Genomic DNA, 24561 nt, shown 5'->3' with positions numbered 1-24561 from the left:
AGTTTTTTTATTTAAATCACTTGTTCTAATGTGAAAAATATTGACAAAATAAGGATTTTTGGTATAATAGAAAAGTTGAATATAGCAGTCAGCTAGAAAGCTCGTCAACATTTTGCTGTTATGTCAGGGAGCGTAAGCTATTATACTCCTTGTGTCAAGTAACTGAAGCTATAAGCGAAGGTAAAATGAACGAATTCGAGGCTGTCAATATTCTTCAAATAAAATATTTGGAGGACATAAATTATGTCACGTTACACTGGTCCATCATGGAAACAATCACGCCGTTACGGTATCTCACTTTCTGGTTCTGGTAAAGAAATCGCTCGTCGTAACTACGTACCTGGACAACACGGTCCAAACAACCGTTCAAAACTTTCTGAATACGGTCTTCAATTGGCTGAAAAACAAAAACTTCGTTTTTCATACGGTCTTTCTGAACGTCAATTCCGTAACTTGTACATTGCTGCAACTAAAGTTAAAGAAGGAACTGTTGGTTTCAACTTCATGACTTTGCTTGAACAACGTCTTGATAACGTAGTTTTCCGTCTTGGTCTTGCGACTACTCGTCGTCAAGCACGTCAATTCGTAAACCACGGACATATCCTTGTTGACGGAAAACGCGTTGATATCCCATCATTCCGCGTACAACCTGGTCAAGTGATCTCAGTTCGTGAAAAATCTATGAAAGTTCCTGCAATCCTTGAAGCTGTTGAAGCTACTAAAGGTCGCGCTAACTTCGTATCATTTGATGCTGATAAACTTGAAGGAACTCTTGTTCGTCTTCCTGAACGTGATGAAATCAACCCAGAAATCAATGAAGCATTGATCGTTGAATTCTACAACAAAATGATGTAATTTCTTATTTGCATTTTGAAATCGCTCCTGTTTGGGAGCGATTTTTTTGTGACTTTTTTGGTAAAATAGAGGTAGGACACTGTCCTTTAAAATTGATGACAAAAACTAGTTAAGGATTATTTCTAAGTGGAAAATGTTAAAAAAATTGCTGAATTGTTGAATATTAAAAATTCACAAGTTGAAAAAGTATTAGAATTGACGGCAGAGGGGAACACAGTTCCGTTTATTGCTCGTTATCGTAAAGAAGCAACAGGTTCACTTGACGAAGTTGAAATCAAAAAAATTATTGATGAAGATAATTTACTGACAAAATTATCAGAACGTAAAACGGCTGTTTTGTCAAAAATTGAAGAGCTTGGTAAGTTGACTGATTCGCTAAAAGCACAAATTTTGGCTGCTGAAAAACTAACAGAAGTTGAAGATTTATATCTGCCTTACAAAGAAAAACGGCGCACAAAAGCAACGATTGCAAAGGAAAATGGTTTATTTCCTTTGGCTCAATTGATTGTAAAAAATTCAGCGAATCTTGAAGAAGAAGCTGAAAAATTTGTCAATGAGAATTTTACAAGCCCTCAAAAAGCTTTGGAAGGTGCTGTGGATATCTTGTCAGAAGCGATTTCTGAGGATGCACGTTTGCGCTCATGGCTGACCGGTGAAATCAAAAACAATAGTTTACTGACAAGTAGTTTGAAAAAAGATGCCGTTGATGAAAAGCAAGTTTTTCAAATGTATTATGAATTCTCAGAAAAAGTTTCAGAATTACCAAATTATCGTGTATTGGCTTTAAACCGTGGTGAAAAATTGGGGATTCTGTCAGTAAAATTTGAAAATAACGAAGATAAAATTTTACGTTATTTTGCCGCCCGTTTTGCTGCTCAAAATAATCCAATGATGCAAGTGGCGATTAAAGATGCTGTCAAGAAAAAATTGATTCCGGCTATGGAACGTAGTATTCGGACTGAATTGACAGAAAAAGCTGAAGCATCTGCCATCGAAGTTTTTGGCGAAAATTTGAAAAATTTATTATTGGTGGCTCCGCTTAAAGGGCGTGTAGTCATGGGATTTGACCCTGCTTACCGTACTGGAGCAAAGCTTGCTATTGTTGATGAGACAGGTAAATTATTGATGACAACGGTCATTTATCCTGTGAAGCCAGCAAATGCAGGTCAAATTGCTCAAGCGAAAAAAGATTTAGCAAAATTCATTCGAGAATATGGTGTGAATATGATTGCGATTGGGAATGGAACTGCCAGTCGCGAATCTGAAAGTTTTGTTGCAGAAGTACTCAAGGAAAATAATTTTTCTGATGTTTATTATGTGATTGTCAGTGAATCTGGAGCCTCTGTTTATTCAGCGAGCGAGTTGGCACGTGAAGAATTTCCAGAATTGACTGTTGAAAAACGTTCAGCAATTTCGATTGCACGCCGTTTGCAAGATCCATTGGCTGAACTTGTAAAAATCGAACCAAAAGCCATTGGTGTTGGTCAATATCAACATGATGTTTCTGAGAAAAAATTAACAGAAAATCTTGATTTTGTCGTGGAAACAGTAGTTAACCAAGTTGGTGTTAATGTCAATACAGCCAGTCCTAGTTTGCTTTCACACGTAGCTGGCCTTAATAAAAGTTTGGCACAGAATGTAGTAAAATATCGTGAAGAAAATGGCGCACTCAAAACAAGAGCGGAACTAAAAAAAGTCCCACGTTTGGGAGCTAAAGCATTTGAACAAGCGGCAGGTTTCTTAAGAATTCCAGAAGGTAAAAATTTCCTTGACAACACCGGTGTTCACCCAGAATCTTATAAAGTGACGGAACAACTTTTGGCGGAAATTTCCGCTGATAAACCTGTCAGTAACGAAGAATTGCTGACCAAACTTTCATCAGTAAATATTCCTGAAATGGCTGAAAAACTTGGTCTTGGTCAGGAAACATTGACTGATATTATCAATGATTTACAAAAACCAGGCCGTGATTTGCGTGATAGTTTTGATGCCCCAATTTTAAGACAAGATGTTTTGTCAGCTGGAGATTTACAAATTGGTCAACAACTTGAAGGTGTAGTTCGTAATGTTGTTGATTTCGGTGCCTTTATTGATATCGGAATTAAAAATGATGGCTTGGCACACGTTTCTGATTTGAGTAAATCTTTTGTCAAAAATCCAAGTGATGTTGTCGCTGTAGGGCAAATCGTAACGGTTTGGGTTAAATCTCTCGATTTACAAAGAGGGAAAATTAATTTAACCTTAGTGAACCCACGAGAAAAATAATCTGTCAGTAAATTTTTTTGATTCTAGTTTCATTAAGCGAAGCTGTCAGTAAAATTTACTGACAGTCGTTTGTGCGAGCCTGTCAAAGGAGGAAAAGTGTTAACTAATCAAGAATTGACAGCAAAAGTAAAAGAAATATCACTCACATATTTTAAGCAATCATTTGACCACGAAGCAAAATGGAATCAACGCCTACGGACAACTGGTGGTCGTTTCTTTCCCAAAGATTTACATCTAGATTTTAATCCTAAAATGGCTGAACTTAAAGATTTTGAAGGAGTGATACTTCATGAATTAACTCATTATCATCTGTATCGGTCTAAAAGAGGTTATAAACATCGAGATGCTGATTTTAAAAGGCTTCTGTCACAAGTTGGTGGCTTACGATATGCTCCCTCAGTGATTGATAAGAAGATAAAATATTATTATAGCTGTAAAATTGCGGCCAACTTTATCCTCGACAAAGAAAAATTGATACAAAAAAGTATCGCTGTGGAAAATGTCGAGGGAAATTAATCTTAAAAACAAGCGGAAATTAAAAATTCCGCTTGTTTTTTATTAAGAATTAAGAAATTTATCCACATTTTCTTCACTTTTTCCCCAAAAACTGTGAATAAGTTAAGATAAATTGGGGATAATTACAAAAAAATGGCTTAATTGAGCCAAAAAAATCTTATCCACAAGATAAAATAAATGCGTAAAGATGATAATTGCTTTTTCTCACAAAAAAGCGTAGAATAGTAAAAATACATTTTTGAAGGACTTCGAGCTATTTAGCTCGAAATCTTTTATATCATGTAAAATAATATTGAATGAAAAAGAAAAGGGAGAAACTCGTGCTTAAATCAGAAATTATTGCTCAAATGCCAAAAGTTGAACTTCATTGCCATCTTGATGGTTCGCTTAGCTTGTCAGTCATTAAAGAACTCGCTAAAAATGCTGGAATTCATATGACAATGTCCGATGAGGAAATTTTAGAAAAGGCACAAGCCCCAGAAAATACAAAAAATTTGCTAGAATACCTGCAACGTTTTGATTTCGTCTTACCACTTTTGCAAACTTATAAGAATTTAGAGTTGGCTGCTTATGATGTTGTCAGACAGGCAGCAAATGATAATATTAAATATATTGAAATCCGTTTTGCTCCAAGTCAACATCTCTTAGAAAATCTAACCCTTGAAGAAGCAGTAGAGGCTGTCATCGCCGGCCTTTCTCGTGCAGAAAATGATTTTGATATAAGAGCAAATGCACTCGTTTGTGGATTAAAACAAGAACCAATTCAAAAATTACAAAAACTGCTGCCACTTTTTGATAAGATTCCTGATGAACATCTTGTCGGATTTGATATGGCGGGTGATGAATTAAATTATCCACAGGAAAAATTTGTAGATTTGATTCATGATATAAAAATTAAGGGTGTCAATGTGACGCTTCATGCTGGAGAATGTCCAGCATGTGAGAAAAATATTTTAGATTCAATTGCAATGGGGGCAAGTCGCATTGGACATGGAATTATGACTAAAAATCTGTCCGAAGCCGAACAAAAAATGATGATTGAAAAACAAATTGTTTTAGAAATGGCTCCGACTAGCAATTTTCAAACAAAAGCGGTGACAGAGCTTGCGCAATATCCTTTTAAAGAACTTTATGACAAAGGAATACACGTGACATTAAATACCGATAATCGAATGGTTTCGGCTACAAATTTAAGCAAAGAATATGAGAAAATCTCAGCTTGGTACCCAGATTTTTCTCTTTCTGATTTTGAAAAAATAAATCATTACGCAATTGATGGCGCCTTTATTGGTCAAGAAGAAAAAGAAGAACTTCATCAAAGATTTACCAAAGAATACAAAAAAATCTCTGAATAATCAGAGTTTTTTTAGATTAGATGAATTATTATTATTTAATTTCTATCTTAGAAATGATTTGAGCAGCTTGTTCATCAAATGAAGTTGGAATGGCAAGCGTTTGGCTACTGTCCAATAGTTTTTGAGATTCTTCTTTTACCCAAGCAGAATCTTTAAGATATCTTTCATCTTGGTAATGATTTGGATCTTTATAAAAATTGATTGACCCATTATGATTAGAACTATAGGTAACAATAGTGGTTCCAGCCATTGTATTATCAGAACTAAAAGATAATGTTACTGTGTCCTGAGGAACAACTACAGAACCGGAAAAAGGAAAGACTTGGTGATTAGCTCCATTTTTAGTAACACTGATAGAAACAGGTTGATAATCATATTTATAATAACTTAGAAGGGTTTCGGTTACGCGTGCATACTCAACCTGTTCAGCGCTATATCCAGATAAAGGCGAAGAACTTTTTTGTACTTTTTCAGAATTATTGGTATTTGCTTGACTGCTTGAAGGAGAAGTGTTCGTAGAATGAGTAGCAGAATTTTTACCATTGCTAGTTTTTGAACTTGAGGTAACTTTAGAACTAGAAGTATTTTCTTTTTTGGTCTGATTTTCAGAACTTTTAGAATTTGAACAGGCAGCTAAGGCAAATAAACTCAAAAATGTAGCTGACCAAAGGATTGTTTTTTCATAAGATTTATTCTCCATTTTTATTACTTTATAATAATAGAATTAAATTTTTATAAAGTAAAATTTAGCTATGATTACTATAATCTTAGAATATATTTCTACTTGGTATAATCTATTGTGGGAATGAGCTTTATTTAGATATTCTTATTTCTAAGGTGTTGCTTTAGGACAATAAAAAAAGCTGAATCATTATATATTCAGCCTTTTTTTATTAATAAATATTATTCATCAGGAATAATAATAAGCTTTGAACTGTTTAGTATGCTTATGTTTATTTCAAATCAATACTTCTCATTATCATCTGTTTTATTAGATTCTGAGTGAGTTGTTTCTAAATTGTTGCCAGAAATACTATCAAAATTTTCGGTGTGACTTAATATAAAATCGTCTTTTAAACTATGGTGTGTAATTGGATGGTCTTTTATGTATTTATTATGTATCTCATCATTTGCTTTTTGAATTTTTGTTGTTAACTCGTGCAAATTTTCTTGAGTAAGGACACTATATTTTTTTATAAAGTCATCGTTAATTTCTTTAATTCTAGTGTTCAATTCCGCTTCTTCTTGTGGTAGTAGTGTGAAAGAAGGATGATATTTTATTTTTTCTTCTATATCTTCGTTACGACCGAGATTTAAATCACTTTGTCCTAGCATATAGTCTAAAGAACTATCAAGTTCCCAAGCCAACTCTATTAATTTATCTATATTAGGTTCAAGTTTACCATTCTCCCAACTTGATATTTTTCCTTGTGGTACTTTTAGATGGTCTGCTAATTCTTTTTGGGTCAGATTTTTTTCTTTCCTTAACTCTTTAAGACGCTCTTTAAATGTAGCCATTTCAATCCCTTTCAAAATAAATATACAGTTTTCGTATTTATTCATTGACAAATATACGAAAACCGTATATAATTTGTTTATACGATTTCTGTATATTTGAATTATATCAAAACATAGCAGAAATGGAAAGGAGAAATAGCCGCCTATCGACCAAACAAAATAAAAAATCGTCTTTCACAACCACGAAAAAGACGACATACTAAAATTTATACCACAATTATAACACAAACCACGTATGAGGTAAAATATGGAAAATCAAGAAAATAAAGTTGAATTAGATGAATTAATCAAAGGGTTGGGAATCATCTCAAACATTATGTTACTCGGTCGGCTATTACCAACTGAAACGAGTGATTTTAAGGATGTGTCTGACGAACAAATGCTTACTAATTACAATAATCTTTGTGAAATGACTGAAGTTTATACCGACCATTTAATTAGTGGACTTTCAGAAGTTGAGAAAAACAGGCGTACGGATAATGTTGACGCAAATAAGTTCCGAAAAATTGAAGCTGTCATTAAAGCTGGATGAATTATAGAGAGCTTGCTGAAGCAATTGACCGTCCTTATAATACAGTTCGTAAATGGCGTGGAGAAATTACAAAGATTTCAGGAAACGAATTTAAGCGAATTAAAGTTAGAAATGGTCGAGGTCGGAAAAATAGAACCACTTATGATTTTAATGAACTAGATGTGAAATGCTTTAAAGAGTTGGATGGACTGCTAAAAACTGGTACAAATAAAGTTGAGGCAATTTATGAAGTCTTTGGGAATAAAGAAGTTGAGGAACTTCAAAAACAAAAGAGTGATTTTGAAATTCTAGAGCGTAAAAGTCAGGCATTAAGGCGACAAATTGTAGCTCTTTCTAAGAGAATACAAGACCAACAGAGTGAGCTTGATACTCTGAAAACAAAGACAAGTGATCTAACAGAACGAATTGAAACCCTCGAAAAAAGAGGAATAAAAAATATATTTAATAAGAAATAAATGGAGAAAAAACATGAACGTATTTAGCTTGAAAGATGAACAACCAAACTTATCCGCAGTAGAATTGAATGTCAATCAATTTGAAGTTCCTAAACAATTTTTAGCTGATTTTTCAAAAGCTCGTCATAATTTTGTTTATGAAAAAGGGCACAAAACAGATAAAATTTCAAAAGCAACATTGATTACTATTGCAAAAGATGAAGCAGATAAACTGGCAAGTGTTGGGTTAGATGTCAAAGAATATATGAAACTTCCTGTAGAAATTGAAGATTACAAGAGTATTGACGCTCTAATGGATAGTGAAGAAATGCTTGCGGTTGAGTTGGTAGATGTCCGCGTGAAGTTCAAAGTGGATAATTTCCGTGCGGTTGGTTATAAATTGGTTGCTCGGTCGTTGAAAGTAATCGAGGACACAAAAGCGCCTGTTAAGCCTGCCAAATAATAAAATTGACTAAGAAATAAAACCTGTTTTAGAGAGTGCGTTGAGGTCTGACTACATAGCCTGTCGCCCTCAAGGCGATAAGGGCGAGTAGTCAGAAGCTCTGCTAACAAGGCGCTCTCGATAAAAAACTGGTTTTGTTTTGTTAGATATAAATTAAATTATCTGACAATAGACGGAAAAGTGCAAGAGTTTCTGAGGATATGTGAGTGGTTAGCCACCACCCTACACCCGCACCGTTTTAGGGCTTGTCAACAGAAACGGTGTAAACCCCCACTAGCGCTAGTTTTAGGTTAGACACCTCCACCCAACTAAAAGCCGAAAATTACTAAAAAACAATGGTTTAAGGTGGCTATGAAAGGTGGCTATGAAAAGTGGTTAGCCATTTTACCCCTATTTTTCAGAGTGGTTAGCCCCCAATATTTTGAAAAAATACAAGAAAAATCTAAAAACCATTGATTCACGCTTGATAATTAAAAAATAATAAGAATAGTAGAAAGAATAGAATATGAAAAAACAACGAATTAAAATTTTTGTTTTTGAGCAATACTTTGATTCAGAATTTTGGGATTGGGACGAAAAAAAATCTTGGTTTCAAAATTGGGAAGAAAATAAAGAAAAAATCTTTCAAGAAATCTATGAGCGTTTAAAATTTTACGATACACCAGAAAAACAATTAAAAATTGCTTTGATTGTTCATGATAAAGATAGAAAAAATAACGGTCAGTTGATTGACCCTCATGTTCATGTCTATGTAGAATTACCTACAAAACGTTCACTTGAATTGGTTGCCGATAGAATAGGAATTTCTCAACATTTTATTGACTACCCCAAAGGAAGAAATAACTACTTTCCTTTTAATCAAAAAGCCTATCTTATCCATGCGCAACAACCTACTAAACATCAGTATGAGATTAGCGAAGTTGAAACTTTTGGAACAATAGATTATGAAAAGTTCATTTTGGATAATAAAGATAACTTTCTCAAACGGAGTGCAACTGTACGTTATAAAGAAATCAATGAGAGTTTAGACCTTATCTTTGATAAAGTTCTCTTTGGGCAAATTACCTATGATGAAATTATGGAAGATGACAGCTTATATCGGCTTTATGCAAACAATGAGCAACGCTTTATTTCAGCCTTTAATTCCTTCTCTCAATATAAAGCGCGAAAAACTTTAAAAGCCTTGCGGAATAATGAATTTAAGCTGAGTGTAGTTTATATTCAAGGAAATTCAGGAATAGGAAAATCACACCTAGCTCAAGAAATTGTAGAAAAATTATGTGATGAATCAGAACAATTAGGTTATAACGGAGTTTCTATCTACTCGGCTTCATCCTCTAACCCTTTTGATGAATATAAGGGAGAAGAAATCATTTTACTTGATGATCTTAGACCTGAATCAATGGAACGTGCAGACTGGTTAAAAGTTTTAGACCCTATGAATCGTTCAAGAATATCGGCTAGATATCGTAATAAAGTGATTGCAGCTCGTGTGATTGTATTGACGAATACTGAAACAGCAGAATCTTTCTTTAAAAATATAAAAAATGAAGATTTAGACCAGTACGTTCGCAGAATCAATTTAAATGTTGGAATTACTGAAAAACAATTTCCTCGATTTGAATACGATAATTATTATAACTTATCAGAAACAAAGAAATTAGATGAACCTATGAAAGAGCGAGTTTCAGCAAATGAATTTTTAGAGCGTCGCTACGGCTTTCAGCCAGTCTTTTCATCAGATGATAAAGAAATATTTCTAAACAAATTAATCTTTGATGAATTGTTGCCTAAGAGTTTTCCTAAAAATAAAGGAGTGATAAAAAATGATTAAAGAACAAAGTAGAAAAAGCAAATTTGAAATTGAAGGTATTACTTCAAAAATCAAGCAAGATAAATCACTTAAGAAAGAGGTAATGTCAAATCATCATGGCATGGTGTGCGGTCAATGTATAAAAACGACAGATATTACAGCCCTTGTCAGAAGTGAGTATCTTAAAGGTTTGGCATTTGGTACTTTTCCAGTTCATTGTGGAAGTGAAAGAACCGTTACATTAGATTTTAGCGAATAAAAAGTAGAAATGGAGAAAAAATATGTTTATTGATAAAAATGATTTAGTAAAATGTGGATTTGGTCCTTATCAAGCGTATATGCTTATTAAACAAGCAAAGGCAATCATGGTAAAAAGAGGATTTGCTTACTATAAGTCTAACGGTGTTGGTAAAGTTCCAAAAGAAACTGTAGAAGAAATTCTCGGTACAAAGTTAGAAATCGAAAGTGTGGCAGATATTGCCTAAGGTTTCTCACGTATATAAAGATAAAGTGAGAGGAACGTATTATGCAGTCGTCTCTCTCGGTTTTGATGATATTACAGGTAAGAGGATTCAGAAAAAGAAAACAGGCTTTACAAGTCAAGTAGAAGCTCAAAAATGGTATGACTTTACAAAAGCAGATTTATCAAGAAGTTCAGTGCAAATGAATAGTACAATGAGTTTCAAAACTTTTGTTGATAAATACTTTATGCCAGATTACAAGACACGGACAAAGTTGCAGACCTATGATGTTGGAGTAGCTCGATTGAAAAGATTAGATTATTTCTTTGATAGAAAATTAAGTTCGATTTCTCCAATAGTTATTCAAGATTGGCACAACAGCTTATTAAAAGAAAATGTATCAATGAGTTATATTTACTCCTTACATCAATTTTTACAAATAATTTTAAACTTTGCTGAGAAGTTAGGACTTGTAAGCAGAAATAATGCTAAAGTTGCTGGAAATGTAAAAAGGTCAAGAGGTAAAGTTGATTTTTGGACAATTGAGGAATTTACTGCTTTTATTCAGACTTTTAATCAAAAAAGAGTGAATGAAAAGCTGATGTTTACAGTTTATTGGTTTCTATTTTTTACAGGTCTGCGTATTGGAGAACTCCAGGCTCTGACTTGGAAAGATATTGATTTTGAAGAAAAGTGGGTATATATCCACAAATCTATTTATTACCGAAATCGAAAAAATTGGAAATTTACTGATACAAAAACACAAAGTAGTATTAGAAAACTATATCTTGATGATGACACATTGAAGTATATGAGAGAGTGGAAAGAAGTACAAGAACAAATCGGTAAAATTGATTTCATATTTTCAGACAATGGCTTACCTATTGTTAAAAATCGAGTGAATAAAATGTTAATTCGACATGCTGAAAAAGTTAATATTAAGCCAATTCGTGTGCATGATTTAAGACATTCTCACGCTTCACTTATGCTCCAACTAGGAATGAATGACCTAGAATTAAAGAATCGTTTAGGACATTCTGATATAAGTATTACACTTGGCGTCTATTCACATCTCCACCCGACTGCAATGAGAAGTGTAGCAGATAAATTTAATGGACTAGTCAAGGTATCTGTGAGCGATAGCGAAATTTCTTAGGGGACTGAAATGTCCTCTTTTTATATAACGTGTGTACAAGAGGAACGACAAGAGCAATAAAGGGAAAAAAAAGAGCGAAATCTATTTTATTTTGGGGAAGTGATGTTTTAACTAGAATATAATACTGGTATTTGTTATAATTATGTAGGAATTTAGGAGGAAAAATGAAAATTAAAAATCTATTTTTATTTGCTACATTGACTGTTATTGGACTATTTGTATTCAGTGCCTGTGGACAAAAACAAGTAACCAATTCATCAATTAGTAGTAGTAGTAGTAGTTCGTCAATGCAAAGTTCATCACAAACTGCAAGCACTGTAGAAGTCACTGGAACAATAGAAAATCCAATTAATTTAACATTTGAACAGGCACAAAAAATGACGGCAAAAGAGTTTGTTTCTGAGTTTAGTGGTAAAATTATAAAATTTGATGGTTATATTTATATGTTAGAGCAAGCTGCTGGTACTTCTGCAAAGAATATTTCTTTAACGATAGATAGAACTGATATGAACGGTGGCGGACTGAAAGATGCAGATTTTTCATTTTCATTTTTATACCCAGAAGATGTTTCTAAGAGTTTGTTGTGGATTCTGTCTGACGCAGATAAAGCTAATAGTACGATTAATCAAAGGACAATTGATGGTCTCACAGACGATATGATCCCCGTTAATGTAACCGCAAAAGTTGGAAATGTCATTGAAAAGGATTGGGGAACAGAGGTAAGCTTAGAAACTGTTAAATTACCAAATAATGAAGCTAGTATCAAATCTAGATAAATAAAAAATAAAAAGAAGCAAAATTTATTATTTGCTTCTTTTACTATTTCTACTTTTTGTTTCTAAACTGTTACCATGAACAAAAATAAAAGTCGGTAACTCTTGGAAATACTACCTTTGTTAATATAATGGGAACTATTCATCAGGTGTCATAATCATTGGAACAACAAGTGGTGAACGTTCAGTTTGTTTATAAAGGAATGGTGAGAGTGCTTCACGCATCGCACGAGCCACAGAAGCTTCATTTGCATTTTCTTCATGCATCGCTTCACGAATGGCATTGAAAAGGACACGTTGACCACTACGAATCAAATCACCAGACTCACGCATGTAGATAAATCCACGCGAAAGCATGTCAGGGCCAGCAAGAACGGTTTTCTTTTCAAAGTCAACGGTTGCAACCGCAAGGACAATTCCGTCTTCTGAAAGTTCATGACGGTCGTGGAGAACGGCATTTCCGACATCACCAATTCCTGAACCATCAACATAAGTGTCAGAGGCTGGGAAATGGTCGGCATATCTTGCGCTGTCAGCAGTTAATGCAAGGACGTCACCATTTTCTTGAATGAAACAATTTTCTTTAGGGACACCAGTATCTTGAGCAAGTCCAGCGTGAATTTTGAGCATTCGATATTCACCGTGAACAGGCATAAAGTATTTCGGTTTGATGAGACGTAACATGAGTTTTTGCTCTTGTTGCCCACCATGACCAGAGGTGTGAATGTTGTTCATTTTACCATAAATAACTTCAACACCAGCTTCAGCGATTTTGTTAATCAATTGGTTAACACCGTGGGTATTCCCAGGAATAGCATTTGATGAGAAGACAACCGTATCGCCCATTTGTAAGGTAATATGACGGTGCATTCCGTTGGCAATTCTTGAAAGTGCAGCCATTGGCTCACCTTGCGAACCTGTACACATAATCAAAAGTTCATGTGAAGCGTATTGATTAACTTCATTTGGTTCAATGAAAGTTCCTTTAGGAGCTTTGATATAACCGAGTTCCAAACCATTCACGATTGCTTTTTCCATTGAACGACCGAAAACGACAATTTTGCGTCCAGTCTTAACTGCTCCATCAACGGCTTGTTGCAAACGGAAAATATTTGAGGCAAATGAAGCGAAAATAATTCGACCTTCAATACGTTCAAAAATTTTCATGATGCTTGCACCAACGACTTTTTCAGAATGTGAAAAAGTTGGAATTTCAGCATTGGTTGAGTCAGAAAGAAGGAGTAAAACACCTTCGCTTCCAAGTTCAGCCATTCGGTGAAGGTCAGCAGGTTCACCCACTGGTGTGAAGTCAAACTTGAAGTCACCAGTAGCCACAATTTTACCTTGAGGAGTATTTACAACAATCCCTAAAGGTTCTGGAATTGAGTGAGTCGTGCGGAAGAAGTCAAGACTTAAATGATTAAATTTAATGACTGAATCTGCATGAATTTCATAAAGTTTAGCATCACGTAAAAGTCCGTGTTCTTCGAGCTTTCCACGAATGAGCGCAAGTGACAATGGTCCAGCATAAATTGGAATATTGGCCTGTTTCAAGAGGAATGGAATTCCTCCGATGTGGTCTTCGTGTCCGTGAGTGATGAAGAGACCTTTGATACGATCAATATTTTCAACGATGTAAGTATAATCAGGAATGACGTAGTCAACACCTAATAAATCGTCTTCTGGGAATTTAATTCCGGCGTCAATGATGATAATTTCATCTTTATACTCAACGCCGTAAGTATTTTTACCGATTTCACCCAGTCCGCCAATGGCGTAAACTGCGACTTCATCAGCTTTTATTTTAAGTTGCTTTGGCATGTTTCTCCTATTCTTTGGATTTTTTATTTTATTTTTTGACTGACAAGTTGGTCAGTTCGGTTTTTTAATGTAATATTTACTGACAGAATTTTAAAGGTACAAGAAAATCACTTTAGATTGCTGTCATTTTTGACAAAAATCTAAAGTGCTCTCCTTTATACTCCAGTCAGTCTTAGAAGCTTGTGATTTCAAATACGCCAGTTTCTTTTTCATATTCGACAGATTCATCAGAAAGTGAGTCAATAAACTCTACATGGTAGGCAGTATTTTTAGCAAGAAGTTCGCGTGCAAGGATAACTCCTTCTTCTTTAGTAGCAACATCAAGGTCGAGGTAAAGAGCCTCAGTAGTCTCACGACGTGGTGAGCGGGTATTATCTTTTTGGTAGAAAACTTTAAAAATCATTCTATAAATCACGAGCAAAAGCTCGTTCCTTTCTTAATAGTTCGTGTTTGCTGTTCTTTGCAATTACTATCATTTTAGCATATTTGCAAGGAAATGAAAAGTTGAGTTCATTAATTTTATAAATGAAGCGCTTCCTAAAAAATAATGGTGGAACTTGTAAGACAAGCGTGGTAAAATATAAGGAAGTAGAACTGATGACAGAGAAGATAAAAATTATTTGTAGATAGGTCGCATTGGATAAGTGGCTGTCAGTAAAAGTCTATCAGTAATTAAAAAATAACATACTTTCAGAAATATTATAGGTAAAAAATGAAAATATTAGCATTTGATAGCTCATCAAAGGCTTTGTCAGTAGCTGTGGTTGCTGACGGAATATTACTTGGTGAAGTAACATTAAATTTGAAAAAAAATCACAGTACAACTTTGATGACAAGCATTGATTTTTTGATGGCTCAAGTTGGTCTTGAAGCCAAAGAACTTGACCGGATTGCGGTAGCACAAGGCCCTGGTTCTTATACAGGTTTGCGACTTTCTGCGACAGTTGGAAAAACATTGGCTTTTAGCTTAAATAAAGAGCTTGTTGGTCTATCAAGTTTATTGGCAATTGCTAATCGTGTTCAAGACAAAAATGCTTACGTGCTTCCGATAATTGATGCAAGACGTGGAAATGCCTATGCAGCTCTTTATAAAAATGGTCAGCAAATAATTGCGGATCAACATTGTAATTTTAGTGAATTTTTGGCTGATTTATCAGAAAAAGTTTCTTCATTTGAACAAATTATTTTCACAGGAGAAACTGATAATTTCGTTGAAGCAATTCAAAATGCTGGTTTCTCTGAAGAACAAATCATTTCTGACAGTTTAGAAAAGCTCCCGTCAGCCTATGAAATTGCTAAGATTGCCGAAAAATTAGCTCCTGAAAATGTGCACGCTTTTGTGCCAAATTACCTCAAAAAAGTTGAGGCCGAAGAGAAATGGTTGGAAAGTCATGAAAAAGCTGAAAACACTCCTGACGACTACGTTCAAAGGGTTTAGTGGAAAAAAATTTAATCCTCGTCGTTATTTAGAAATGGCTGACATTGAACTTGAACATGACCGAGAAGGTGTTCACTATCGATTGGCAGACAGAGTTGATATTGTTGCTTTGCTTGCGATTGAACGAGATGTTTACAATGGAGATATTCCATGGACCTTCTCTCATTTTGAACATGAAATTGTCAAAAATGATGAAGCCTTTTTCATTGTGGCCGAAATTTCTGGCAGTGTCATTGGTTTTATTGGAACTAGAATCAATCACCATGGTCAAGATGCACATATCACTAATCTCGCAGTGTTTAAAGCCTTTCAAGGACAACAAATTGCTTCAACTTTGATTGAACAACTGATTGTATTGATGAGTGCACTTGGAAAAAATGAGATGACTTTGGAAGTCCGTCGTGACAATACTAAAGCACAAGGACTTTATCGTAGGCAAGGTTTTGTCACTGACAAATTATTGCCAGAGTACTATGAAGACGGTGCTGATGCCATTTGGATGATTAAGAAATTGAAAAAATGAAAAAATGAAAAAATGAAAAAATGAAAAAATGAAACTAAAACATCTCTCTTACTTTGAAGAAAAATTAGAAGATAAAAAATATTTTCCAACCATAGAAAACCTATCAGCTCAGATTTATGAACTTTTGTCACTTGCTTACGAAGAATCACCGTGGACACGAGCTTATATTTTAGCTGATATAAACAATGAAAATTCCGATTATTTCTTCCTAGAAGAAGAGGGGCAAATTGTTGGTCTTTTAGCAATTTCAACAATAATGGATGAATTAGAAATTACAAATATCGCTATTCATCCTGATTTTCAGGGGCAAGGACTAGCGAGTTTTTTACTGACAGAAGTGTCAACATTTAGTGGGACTTTATTTTTGGAAGTTCGGAAGTCCAATCTTACCGCTCAAAAATGTTATGAAAAATTTGGTTTTAAGATTTATCATACAAGAAAAAATTATTATGACAAACCTCTTGAAGATGCTTTGTTAATGAGAAAAGAGCAATTTTAAAAATGAAAGATAATTATATATTAGCCTTTGAAACTTCATGTGATGAAACTTCAGTGGCAATTTTAAAGAATGGAAATGAATTATTATGTAATATCATTGCCAGTCAAATCAATAGTCATAAACGCTTTGGTGGAGTTGTGCCAGAAATTGCCAGCCGTCATCACGTCGAACAAATCACTGTTTGTATTGAAGCAGCACTTGAAGAAGCAGAAATTTCGGCTGACCAACTGACGGCCGTTGCGGTGACCGAAGGTCCAGGCTTAAATGGCGCTTTGTTAGTTGGAATCATGGCAGCAAAAACTTTTGCATGGGCAAATCATCTTCCTTTGATTCCAGTTAATCACATGGCCGGTCATTTGATGGCTGCAAGTTTAGTGGATACCATTGAATATCCAGCTATGGCCCTTTTGGTTTCAGGTGGACATTCTGAACTTGTTTACGTAGAAAAAGAAGGAAGCTATAAAAAAGTTGGTGAAACTCGTGACGATGCTGCCGGTGAAGCTTATGATAAAGTTGGTCGAGTGATGGGCCTGACTTATCCGAGTGGAAAAGTCATTGATGAATTAGCACACAAAGGAGCTGATACTTACAATTTCCCACGAGCAATGATGAACACACATGAAGTAGAATTTAGCTTCTCAGGCTTAAAATCAGCCTTTATTAATCTCGTTCATAACGAAAATCAAAAAGGAAATGACGTGATTGCTGATGATTTAGAAAATTTAGCTGCTTCCTTTCAAGCTGCGGTCGTCGATGTCCTTATGGCCAAAACCAAATTAGCCATGGAAAAATACCCAGTAAAAACGCTAATAATTGGCGGTGGAGTATCAGCAAATCAAGGCTTACGCGAACGTTTGTCAGCAGAAATTACTGACGAAAAGTTAATTATTCCTCCTTTAAGACTCTGTGGTGACAATGCTGGAATGATTGCAGCAGCAGCATATATCGAATGGAAAAAAGGTTTAGAAAATGTTCAAGCAGGATTAGATTTAAATGCAAAACCTAGTCTCGTTTTTGAAGACATAGAAGAAGGAGAAGTTTAATGATTAAATTAATTGGAAAACTTCAAAATGGCATGACCTTTACTGAAGAATTTGACGGAGTCAACGATTTCCTAGCCCTTCAACAAAGCGATTATAATGCCATTGCTGATGAAATTGAAGTTGTTGAAGTAAAAATTGCTGACGAAGTCCTTGATTTTAAAGGCAATATGGGTCAACTTTACTATGAACTCATGAAATAAATAAAAAGTTACTGACAGTTCTGTTAGTAACTTTTTTTATTTAGAGTTGATTAATCATTAATATTTTTGTCTGTGGAAAACTTTCTTTAAGCTCTTTCAGATGAAGTTTGAGCTCTGGATAACAAAAGATATAATCAATTATTTCATTTTTTTCGTCAGTAATTCGGACAAATATATTTTTTGAAGTTGAATGTCATTGCCAACTATCACTTGAGCTTTTTTTTAACCAAAGTTTTTCCATTTCTTTGTAAGCAAATATTTTTCCAATTGGTAATCCTGCGGGTGTTTCTAGCGATTTGTCATTGCCAAGTAGCAGATAAGCAGTAGTCATGTAACCGCCTCCTTTTGCTATATTATAACTCCACAAAAAAAGATTAGCAAGGGGAACTTCACAGATTGGGGTCCTATTGTCATCTTTTAGTAAGAATTACTAGACCACAGACAATTCATGAATTGTCCGTCCTTCTTTATCGACCAATTGTAACCAGCTATTTGTTCCAGCGAAGTAAAGGAAATGTCCCACTTCATTGACTGATTTTAAGACAATATCCTCAGTAGTTGTGAATGTTTTAGCATCCCAATTGGCTTTTTGTTCTTCTCTTAAAGTCTGTGTAAAACGATAGGCTAAACCTGGTGTACCATCAGATTTCATTCCACCGCTTTCGGAGATTTTTGCTCCGGCTTTTATCACAAGTTGATTGGATTTTTCCCAAATAATGGTCGCTTTACTGTCGGAACGATTAACAAAAAATTCAACTTCAGAAAGTCCTTTTTTCCAGCGATGTTGTGCTTTAGGAGAAAAAGCTTTTTTCTTTTCTAATTTAATGCCAAAAGCAGTTAAAGCAGTCAAAAACTCGTCAGCAGAAGTGGCACAAGCTTTTTCGATATTGCTTGTAATTTTAATTGGCTCGGCTTTATCACGTAAAATAATGCCAGCTTCCTCAGCCAAATTAACTAAATATTGCGTTAGATATTCCAGCTCTAAATCATAGGCAGCCATATTTAAAATCACGACTTTATCAAATTCTAACTTAGGAATTAATTTTAAATCATTGGCAATCATTTTAATCTGCCCTTTTTTTAGTAAAAAGAAAAGCTCATCATTTTGCAAATCAAAACGTGCATTATTCTGATCAAAAATACGTAAAAAGGCAGTTGATGGAAGACGAATTTCTAAACCAAGGTCAGACATGCTGACCGTAAAAGTTAAATTTTTCATAACTTTATTATAGCAGAAAGTTTGACAGCCTTATCAAACAATACATCATCAAGCTAAAGTTTGGTATATACAAACAATGTAATCTGTTTTTTTGTATTTTATAAAAAATGAATCTATAAAAAAACAAAATAATGTAATTTTATAAAATAAAGTTCGGTATTTACGTACAATGGTAACTGTTAACAGAATATTTACAAAAAGGTCATTGTCAGATAAATTAAAATGGTTAGAATTATTTTGTGAAGCACACCGATTCATCAACCGATTGATAAAAATCTTAAGGAGATTCATTTTTATAATGAAAAAGACATCGAAGAAAGTCATTGGACTTACAGCAAGTGCACTAATTGCAGTATCATTACTTGCAGCTTGTGGAAATAGTAGCTCTGCATCAAAATCTGATAGCAAAACCATTTCAAATTTAAAGATTTCATTTATTCCATCCAAAAATCCGGATGATATTACCACAGCGACTAAACCAATCGCAAATATTTTGAAATCTGAATTGAAAAAACAAGGCTATACAGTAAAAAATATTGATACTAGTGTTGGTACAAATTATCAAGCGGTTGGTGAAGGGCTCGATGCTGGTTCAGTTGACGTCGGTTATGGAATGTCAGCGACAACTTATGCCATGTATCAAGATGGTTCAACTCCACTCTTGATGGCAACACGTAAAGGACTTTCAAATGATGGCTCAGATTCTGCAAAATATTGGAATGAGCATAAACCAACAACTAAAACCGATAAAGAAGTGACTTCTTACCGTTCGCTGATCATTGCTGGTAATTCTCCAATGGGCAAAAAGTTAGCTAAAGAAGCCAACGACGGAACTTTGACGTGGAAAGATTTAAACGATGCAAAATGGGGGCTTGAATCAACTTCTTCTGCGGCAGGCTATATGTATCCTTCGCAATGGTTAACTGAGAACTTTAAACATTCAATTCGTGATTTAAAAAATACAGTTACTATGGATTCTTATGATTCAGCAATGGCTCAACTTGCTTCAGGTCAAATTGATGTAATGCCAGAATATGCTGATGCACGAATGGATGACGCTGCTAAGTGGACCACAACTTTCGGCGCAAAAGAAAGTATTTGGGATGATACAAATGTGATTGGTGTGACACCTGCCATTGCCAATGATGGAATCATGGTTTCAGAAAAATCAAAAATCATGACAGCTGACTTCAAAAAAGCACTCTCAGCAGCAATTAAAGATATGGCTAAAACTGATGAAGGAAAGAAAGTCATTGCCATTTATTCACATGATGGCTATGTTGATTCAACAAAAGCTGACTTTAAAACAGCCATTAAAGTGGCAAATTCAATGAGTAAAGCCAACTAATGAACAAATAAATCATTTAATAAGGGTCTGGGTTACTCAATGAGTTCCAGACTCTTTTTGTGGAAATTGACTAATATTAATTAAAAAGCCTTCATTAGTGAAGAAGGATGGAGAAGTAATGATAAAATTTGAAAATGTGTCAAAAATTTATCCAAATGGCACAAAAGGTTTGACGGATGTTAATTTACAAATCAATCAAGGAGAATTCGTAGCTATTATTGGAACATCGGGAGCAGGAAAATCAACTCTGATTCGTTGTGTTAATGGTTTAAATGATATTACTTCAGGCTCGTTAATTGTGAATGATACAGAAGTGTCAAAACTTAAAGGAAAAGAGTTAAGAAAATTTCGGAGACATGTGGGAATGATTTTTCAATCCTATAATTTAGTTCCTAGAGTGACGGTTTTGAAAAATGTAATGTTTGCTCGTGTACCAGATATGAGTTTATTTAAGGTCATTTTTGGTTTGTTTTCAAAAGAAGATAAACTTGTTGCCTTAGATTCTCTGAATAAGGTAGGAATTTTAGATAAAGCTTATATCCGAGCAGATCAACTTTCAGGTGGACAACAGCAACGTGTATCACTCGCTCGTGCTCTTAGTCAAGAAAGTGAAATTTTACTCGCTGATGAACCTGTTTCAGCACTTGACCCAGTCACAGCTAAAGAAGTAATGGATGATTTTAAAAGAATTAATGAAGAATTCAATAAAACAATTTTACTGAATATTCACCATGTTGAACTTGCTTTAGAATACGCTTCGCGGATTATTGCTGTAAAAAAAGGGAAAATTGTTTATGATGGTCCTTCGCAAGAGGTAACCAAAGAAATTTTGGATGAAGTTTATAGAAAAGAGGCCTAAATGTACGATAAAATTTTTAAGCCTAAAAAAATAAAACTTATTACAGGAGAAGTTGTTGAAGAAAAAGTCAGTCGAACTTGGTTGACTTGGTTAATTATCATCTTACTGATTGCTTTTTCTGTTATTCTTACAAATTTTGATTTTAGTGCGCTTAGCAGAAGTGGTCTCTTTTTTCAAAAATTAGCAAGTATGATTCCCCCAAATTGGGCTTACTTTCATAAAGTTCTTCCTCCATTACTAGATACGATTAAGATGAGCTTTTTTGCTTCCTTACTTGGAGCAATTTTGTCAGTTCCATTTGCGATATTAGCGGCAAATAACATCCTTAAAAATCGTTTTGGTAATGGCATCATTCGTTTGATTTTTATGCTAGCAAGAACTTTGCCAACTTTGGTTTTGGCTTTAATTGCAACCTATATTTTTGGTCTAGGAACTTTTGCTGGAGTTGTTGCAATTTTTGTATTTACCTTTTCTTTCATAGGAAAACAATTGTTTGAGGTGATTGAAACCGTTGATATGGGACCTTTTGAAGCGGCAGAAGCTTTAGGGGTCAGTCCTTTAAAAGCCTTTTTCATTGCTGTTTTTCCTCAAGTCCTACCTACTTATCTTTCAACTGCTCTTTATGCATTTGAGGGAAATGTCCGCTATGCTGCAATTTTGGGATATGTTGGGGCTGGAGGGATAGGAAATATCTTAAATGACCGAGTGAATTTTCGCGACTTTTCCTCTGTTGGTATGATTTTAATTTCTATTCTAGCTACAGTCATGATTATTGATTCAATCAGCGCATTAATTCGTAAGAAAATTGCCTAGGAATGAGAGGAAAAATGAATTCACAAATTATTGAAGAATATAATCATAGACCTAAAAACTGGTTTTATTATCTTTTGATATTTATTGTTTTATTAGCAGTTTCGATTTGGTCGACTTCAGTCGTCCATTATCATGGCGTTTCAGAACATGGAGCTTTAATCGCCAAAAATATTTTCACAGGGATTTTTCATCCAGATACCAGTTTGATGTTTAACCTAACTGAAACTGGCTTACCTTATCTCTTACTACAAACTTTTGCAATTGGTTTGCTTGGGACTTTGGTTGGTGCAATTGTTGCCATTCCACTCTCTTTTCTTGCAGCGACTAATTTGGTTCCGAATTGGTTAGCTTATCTGATTCGTTTTGTCTTGATGGCGATTCGGACAATTCCTTCTTTTGTTTATGCCCTTTTATTTATTCCAGTCGTTGGTTTAGGTTCTTCAGCTGGTGTAATGGCGCTTGGTTTTGAGTCAATTGGGATGATTGCAAAACTATTTATTGAAGCTATTGAAGATTTGGATATGGGTGTTATTGAAGCTATGGACGCAGCTGGTGCAACAACATTTCAAAAAATTCGTTTTGGAGTTTTACCCCAATTATTACCAGATTTATATTCGATTTTACTTTACCGTTTAGATATGAATCTGCGTGATGCAGCCATTTTGGGATTAGTTGGTGCTGGTGGAATTGGTGCGCCATTGAGTTTTGCAATGTCTGGTTATAAATGGTCAGCCGTTGGTGCAATTTTGTTGGGACTTTTAGTTTTAATTATCCTTGTTGAACTCATTTCATCAAGAATTCGGAAAAAATTAGCAAAGGGATAAATAATATGAAAATAAGAATTCTAGAAACGAGTGATTTACATGGTTTTGTTCTCCCAACAAACTTCACCGAAAGAGAAATGAATTTGCCTTTTTCAATGGCCAAAGCCAAATCTAAAATAGATGAACTGACAGCAGTGGCTCAAGAGCAAGGTGAAATTATTGTAAAAATTGAAAATGGTGATTTATTGCAAGGTTCCCCCTTGGCTTATTATCTAGCTAAAAAATCAAGTCGCGGTATTAAAGACTTGGTCAATGTCACTAATTCTTTTGGTTATGATGTGGGATTGCTTGGTAATCATGAGTTTAATTATGGGATTGATTATTTAAAAAGTTATGTTAATCAGGTAAATTATCCTATTTTGGCTGCGAATGTATTGAATAATGAAGGTCAACCTGCTTTTGGCCCTGCTTATAAAATCATTGAAGCGCAGGGGGTGAAAATTGGAATTGTTGGTTTTTTGACACAATATATTCCACATTGGGAAAAACCGTCAATTATCAAAGATTTGACTTTCCAATCTATTCTGACAACTGCAAAAGATATTCTACCCGATTTGCGCCAATCAGTTGACCTTTTGATTGTTGCATATCATGGAGGCTTTGAGCGAGATTTACAGACAGGTCTTCCGACAGAAAGTTTGACAGGGGAAAATGAGGCTTATCAGTTAGTTGAAGAGTATAAAGATTACATTGATGCCTTAGTGACTGGACACCAGCATCGTGAAATTGCTGACCATCTTTTTGGAGTTCCAGTTATTCAACCAGGCTATCGTGGTGCTTTTGTTGGCGAAATAGAACTTGAATTAGATAATCATAAAAAAGTTGTGGCTTCAAACGCTAGACTTCATAAAACGGAGAATTGCAAAGTCTCATCGGAGGTCAATCAGCTGATATCCGTTGTGAGTGAAGAAGCAGAGGATTGGTTAGACCAGCCAATGGGAGAAGTTCATGGAGAAATGATTATTCGTGATCCAATGACTGCTCGATTGATTGAACACCCTTATATTGAATTGATTAATAAAATACAAATGGAAGCGACAGGGACCGAAATTTCTGGGACTGCACTTTTTAATAATGAAGCGAAGGGTTTTGCAAAAGAAATTACGATGAGATCGATTCTGACAAATTATATTTATCCCAACACTTTAGCTGTTTTAAGAGTGACAGGTGCAGACTTAAAGGCTGCCTTAGAGCGGACAGCGGAACATCTTGAACTTGACAAAAGTGGCGAAATTGTTTTTAGTCCACGCTTTATTGAACCAAAACCTGAATATTATAATTATGATATGTATGAAGGAGTTGAATATGCTATCAATTTGCAAAAAGAAATTGGTCAGCGAATTGTACGTTTAAATTTCAAGGGGCATCAGGTAAAAGATGACGAAATTTTAGAAATTGTCGTCAATCAATATCGCGCAGTTGGGGGTGGAAATTATCCAATGTTTTCTGCGGACAAGATTGTTAGAGAAATTACTGTTGATATGACCGAATTGATTGCTGATTATTTGAAGAAACATCCGATAATTGAGGCAAGTGTGAATCATAACTTCACAGTTCTAAAATAAATTTACTGACAGAAATTTTAGCAGAATAATAGGTGCTAAAAAAATCTGTCAGTAATTTTTTTATTAAGTTATACTTGAGAATGAGCTAAGTTTTTCTAAAGTTTTTACTGATATACTTTTATTTATCAAAAGGAGGAGCCTAGCATGAAACATACAGTAATAATTCCAAAAATCAATTATCAATTTGTGAAATCAGAAGATGACTCACTTTTACTTCCAAGTCCTTTAGAAAGTCAATATTTAACAGTAAAATATGAGCAATAAGAGC

27 protein-coding genes and 1 pseudogene are annotated in these 24561 nt (G+C 34.6%); 22 read left to right on the top strand and 6 right to left on the bottom strand.

Features of this window, described 5'->3' with window-relative positions; all coding sequences use genetic code 11:
- The first annotated feature begins 243 nt into the window (after positions 1-243).
- The 4 genes and pseudogenes from rpsD to add all read left to right on the top strand — a co-directional run bounded on the left by rpsD (position 244) and on the right by add (position 4991).
- Positions 244-855, top strand: a complete 612-nt coding sequence (rpsD, locus tag MHB61_RS07375) for a 30S ribosomal protein S4 (protein WP_004255752.1) — start codon at positions 244-246, stop codon at positions 853-855.
- Between the two features lie 126 nt (positions 856-981).
- Positions 982-3120 (top strand): Tex family protein, encoded by a 2139-nt coding sequence (locus MHB61_RS07370; RefSeq protein ID WP_010905263.1) that lies wholly within the window; start codon positions 982-984, stop codon positions 3118-3120.
- Positions 3121-3216: 96 nt separating this feature from the next.
- Positions 3217-3659: pseudogene (locus MHB61_RS07365) on the top strand (SprT family protein).
- Between the two features lie 273 nt (positions 3660-3932).
- Positions 3933-4991, top strand: coding sequence for an adenosine deaminase (gene add, locus MHB61_RS07360; protein ID WP_010905265.1), 1059 nt, complete (start codon positions 3933-3935; stop codon positions 4989-4991).
- A gap of 31 nt (positions 4992-5022) precedes the next feature.
- Here add and MHB61_RS07355 read toward each other — a convergent pair whose 3' ends face one another.
- Both MHB61_RS07355 and MHB61_RS07350 read right to left on the bottom strand, forming a co-directional pair.
- The gene (locus MHB61_RS07355) at positions 5023-5691 is read right to left on the bottom strand and encodes a hypothetical protein (RefSeq protein ID WP_017864079.1); all 669 of its coding nucleotides are present in this window, start codon (positions 5689-5691) and stop codon (positions 5023-5025) included.
- Between the two features lie 263 nt (positions 5692-5954).
- Positions 5955-6509 carry a helix-turn-helix domain-containing protein gene (locus tag MHB61_RS07350; protein WP_170959157.1) on the bottom strand — a complete coding sequence of 185 codons (555 nt, stop codon included), beginning with the start codon at positions 6507-6509 and terminating at the stop codon, positions 5955-5957.
- 247 nt (positions 6510-6756) lie between these two features.
- On the opposite strand from MHB61_RS07350, the gene MHB61_RS07345 reads away from it, so the two are divergent.
- From MHB61_RS07345 to MHB61_RS07310, 8 genes are all read left to right on the top strand, one after another.
- Complete coding sequence (locus MHB61_RS07345; RefSeq protein WP_081213360.1) at positions 6757-7041, top strand: hypothetical protein; 285 nt, start codon at positions 6757-6759, stop codon at positions 7039-7041.
- Complete coding sequence (locus tag MHB61_RS07340) at positions 7038-7496, top strand: hypothetical protein (protein WP_081213361.1); 459 nt, start codon at positions 7038-7040, stop codon at positions 7494-7496. The genes MHB61_RS07345 and MHB61_RS07340 overlap by 4 nt, the downstream gene beginning before the upstream one ends.
- Positions 7497-7509: 13 nt before the next feature.
- Entirely contained in the window at positions 7510-7938 is a 429-nt protein-coding gene (locus MHB61_RS07335) for a hypothetical protein (RefSeq protein WP_081213362.1), read from the top strand.
- 505 nt (positions 7939-8443) lie between these two features.
- Positions 8444-9772 carry a Rep family protein gene (locus MHB61_RS07330; protein WP_081213363.1) on the top strand — a complete coding sequence of 443 codons (1329 nt, stop codon included), beginning with the start codon at positions 8444-8446 and terminating at the stop codon, positions 9770-9772.
- Positions 9765-10010, top strand: coding sequence for a hypothetical protein (locus MHB61_RS07325; protein WP_081213364.1), 246 nt, complete (start codon positions 9765-9767; stop codon positions 10008-10010). Before MHB61_RS07330 ends, MHB61_RS07325 begins: the two co-directional genes overlap by 8 nt.
- A 22-nt stretch (positions 10011-10032) precedes the next feature.
- Complete coding sequence (locus tag MHB61_RS07320) at positions 10033-10236, top strand: DUF3173 family protein (RefSeq protein ID WP_081213365.1); 204 nt, start codon at positions 10033-10035, stop codon at positions 10234-10236.
- A 25-nt stretch (positions 10237-10261) separates the two neighbouring features.
- Positions 10262-11368, top strand: coding sequence for a site-specific integrase (locus MHB61_RS07315; RefSeq protein WP_237025690.1), 1107 nt, complete (start codon positions 10262-10264; stop codon positions 11366-11368).
- Positions 11369-11532: 164 nt separating this feature from the next.
- The gene (locus MHB61_RS07310; protein ID WP_081213366.1) at positions 11533-12144 is read left to right on the top strand and encodes a hypothetical protein; all 612 of its coding nucleotides are present in this window, start codon (positions 11533-11535) and stop codon (positions 12142-12144) included.
- Between the two features lie 135 nt (positions 12145-12279).
- Here MHB61_RS07310 and rnjA read toward each other — a convergent pair whose 3' ends face one another.
- Together rnjA and MHB61_RS07300 are read right to left on the bottom strand one after the other, a co-directional pair.
- Complete coding sequence (gene rnjA / locus MHB61_RS07305; protein ID WP_003131712.1) at positions 12280-13962, bottom strand: ribonuclease J1; 1683 nt, start codon at positions 13960-13962, stop codon at positions 12280-12282.
- 172 nt (positions 13963-14134) lie between these two features.
- Positions 14135-14365 carry an RNA polymerase epsilon subunit gene (locus MHB61_RS07300; protein ID WP_003131711.1) on the bottom strand — a complete coding sequence of 77 codons (231 nt, stop codon included), beginning with the start codon at positions 14363-14365 and terminating at the stop codon, positions 14135-14137.
- 309 nt (positions 14366-14674) lie between these two features.
- On the opposite strand from MHB61_RS07300, the gene tsaB reads away from it, so the two are divergent.
- From tsaB to MHB61_RS07275, 5 genes are read left to right on the top strand one after another with little or no spacing between them, the layout of a single operon-like run.
- Positions 14675-15400, top strand: coding sequence for a tRNA (adenosine(37)-N6)-threonylcarbamoyltransferase complex dimerization subunit type 1 TsaB (tsaB, locus tag MHB61_RS07295; RefSeq protein ID WP_003131710.1), 726 nt, complete (start codon positions 14675-14677; stop codon positions 15398-15400).
- Positions 15354-15923 carry a ribosomal protein S18-alanine N-acetyltransferase gene (rimI, locus tag MHB61_RS07290; RefSeq protein WP_010905268.1) on the top strand — a complete coding sequence of 190 codons (570 nt, stop codon included), beginning with the start codon at positions 15354-15356 and terminating at the stop codon, positions 15921-15923. Before tsaB ends, rimI (MHB61_RS07290) begins: the two co-directional genes overlap by 47 nt.
- 28 nt (positions 15924-15951) lie before the next feature.
- Positions 15952-16422: a ribosomal protein S18-alanine N-acetyltransferase gene (gene rimI / locus MHB61_RS07285; protein WP_137016381.1), complete on the top strand. Its 471-nt coding sequence runs from the start codon at positions 15952-15954 to the stop codon at positions 16420-16422.
- Positions 16423-16424: 2 nt separating this feature from the next.
- A complete protein-coding gene (tsaD, locus tag MHB61_RS07280; protein ID WP_003131705.1) occupies positions 16425-17465 on the top strand; it encodes a tRNA (adenosine(37)-N6)-threonylcarbamoyltransferase complex transferase subunit TsaD in 1041 nt (346 codons plus the stop codon).
- Positions 17465-17665, top strand: a complete 201-nt coding sequence (locus MHB61_RS07275) for a DUF4649 family protein (RefSeq protein ID WP_012897155.1) — start codon at positions 17465-17467, stop codon at positions 17663-17665. The genes tsaD and MHB61_RS07275 overlap by 1 nt, the downstream gene beginning before the upstream one ends.
- Positions 17666-17858: 193 nt before the next feature.
- On the opposite strand, the gene MHB61_RS07270 is transcribed toward MHB61_RS07275, so the two are convergent.
- Together MHB61_RS07270 and MHB61_RS07265 are read right to left on the bottom strand one after the other, a co-directional pair.
- A complete protein-coding gene (locus MHB61_RS07270) occupies positions 17859-17996 on the bottom strand; it encodes a hypothetical protein (RefSeq protein ID WP_003131703.1) in 138 nt (45 codons plus the stop codon).
- A 99-nt stretch (positions 17997-18095) separates the two neighbouring features.
- Positions 18096-18884 (bottom strand): hypothetical protein, encoded by a 789-nt coding sequence (locus MHB61_RS07265; RefSeq protein WP_010905270.1) that lies wholly within the window; start codon positions 18882-18884, stop codon positions 18096-18098.
- A gap of 298 nt (positions 18885-19182) precedes the next feature.
- On the opposite strand from MHB61_RS07265, the gene MHB61_RS07260 reads away from it, so the two are divergent.
- The 5 genes from MHB61_RS07260 (at position 19183) to MHB61_RS07240 (ending at position 24293) form a co-directional block, all read left to right on the top strand.
- Positions 19183-20232, top strand: a complete 1050-nt coding sequence (locus MHB61_RS07260; protein ID WP_003131701.1) for a phosphate/phosphite/phosphonate ABC transporter substrate-binding protein — start codon at positions 19183-19185, stop codon at positions 20230-20232.
- Positions 20233-20350: 118 nt separating this feature from the next.
- On the top strand, positions 20351-21091 hold the full coding sequence (gene phnC, locus MHB61_RS07255; RefSeq protein WP_010905272.1) for a phosphonate ABC transporter ATP-binding protein: 741 nt from the start codon (positions 20351-20353) through the stop codon (positions 21089-21091).
- Entirely contained in the window at positions 21092-21904 is an 813-nt protein-coding gene (phnE, locus tag MHB61_RS07250) for a phosphonate ABC transporter, permease protein PhnE (protein ID WP_003131699.1), read from the top strand.
- Between the two features lie 14 nt (positions 21905-21918).
- Positions 21919-22728: a phosphonate ABC transporter, permease protein PhnE gene (gene phnE, locus MHB61_RS07245; RefSeq protein WP_010905273.1), complete on the top strand. Its 810-nt coding sequence runs from the start codon at positions 21919-21921 to the stop codon at positions 22726-22728.
- 5 nt (positions 22729-22733) lie between these two features.
- Entirely contained in the window at positions 22734-24293 is a 1560-nt protein-coding gene (locus MHB61_RS07240; protein WP_003131697.1) for a bifunctional metallophosphatase/5'-nucleotidase, read from the top strand.
- Positions 24294-24561 lie beyond the last annotated feature (268 nt).

Origin of the sequence: Lactococcus sp. FSL K6-0773 (assembly GCF_038006485.1) — a bacterium.
Lineage (GTDB): Bacteria > Bacillota > Bacilli > Lactobacillales > Streptococcaceae > Lactococcus > Lactococcus lactis.
Note: the sequence above shows the minus strand (reverse complement) of the source record. Positions and strands in the feature narration are given on the sequence as shown.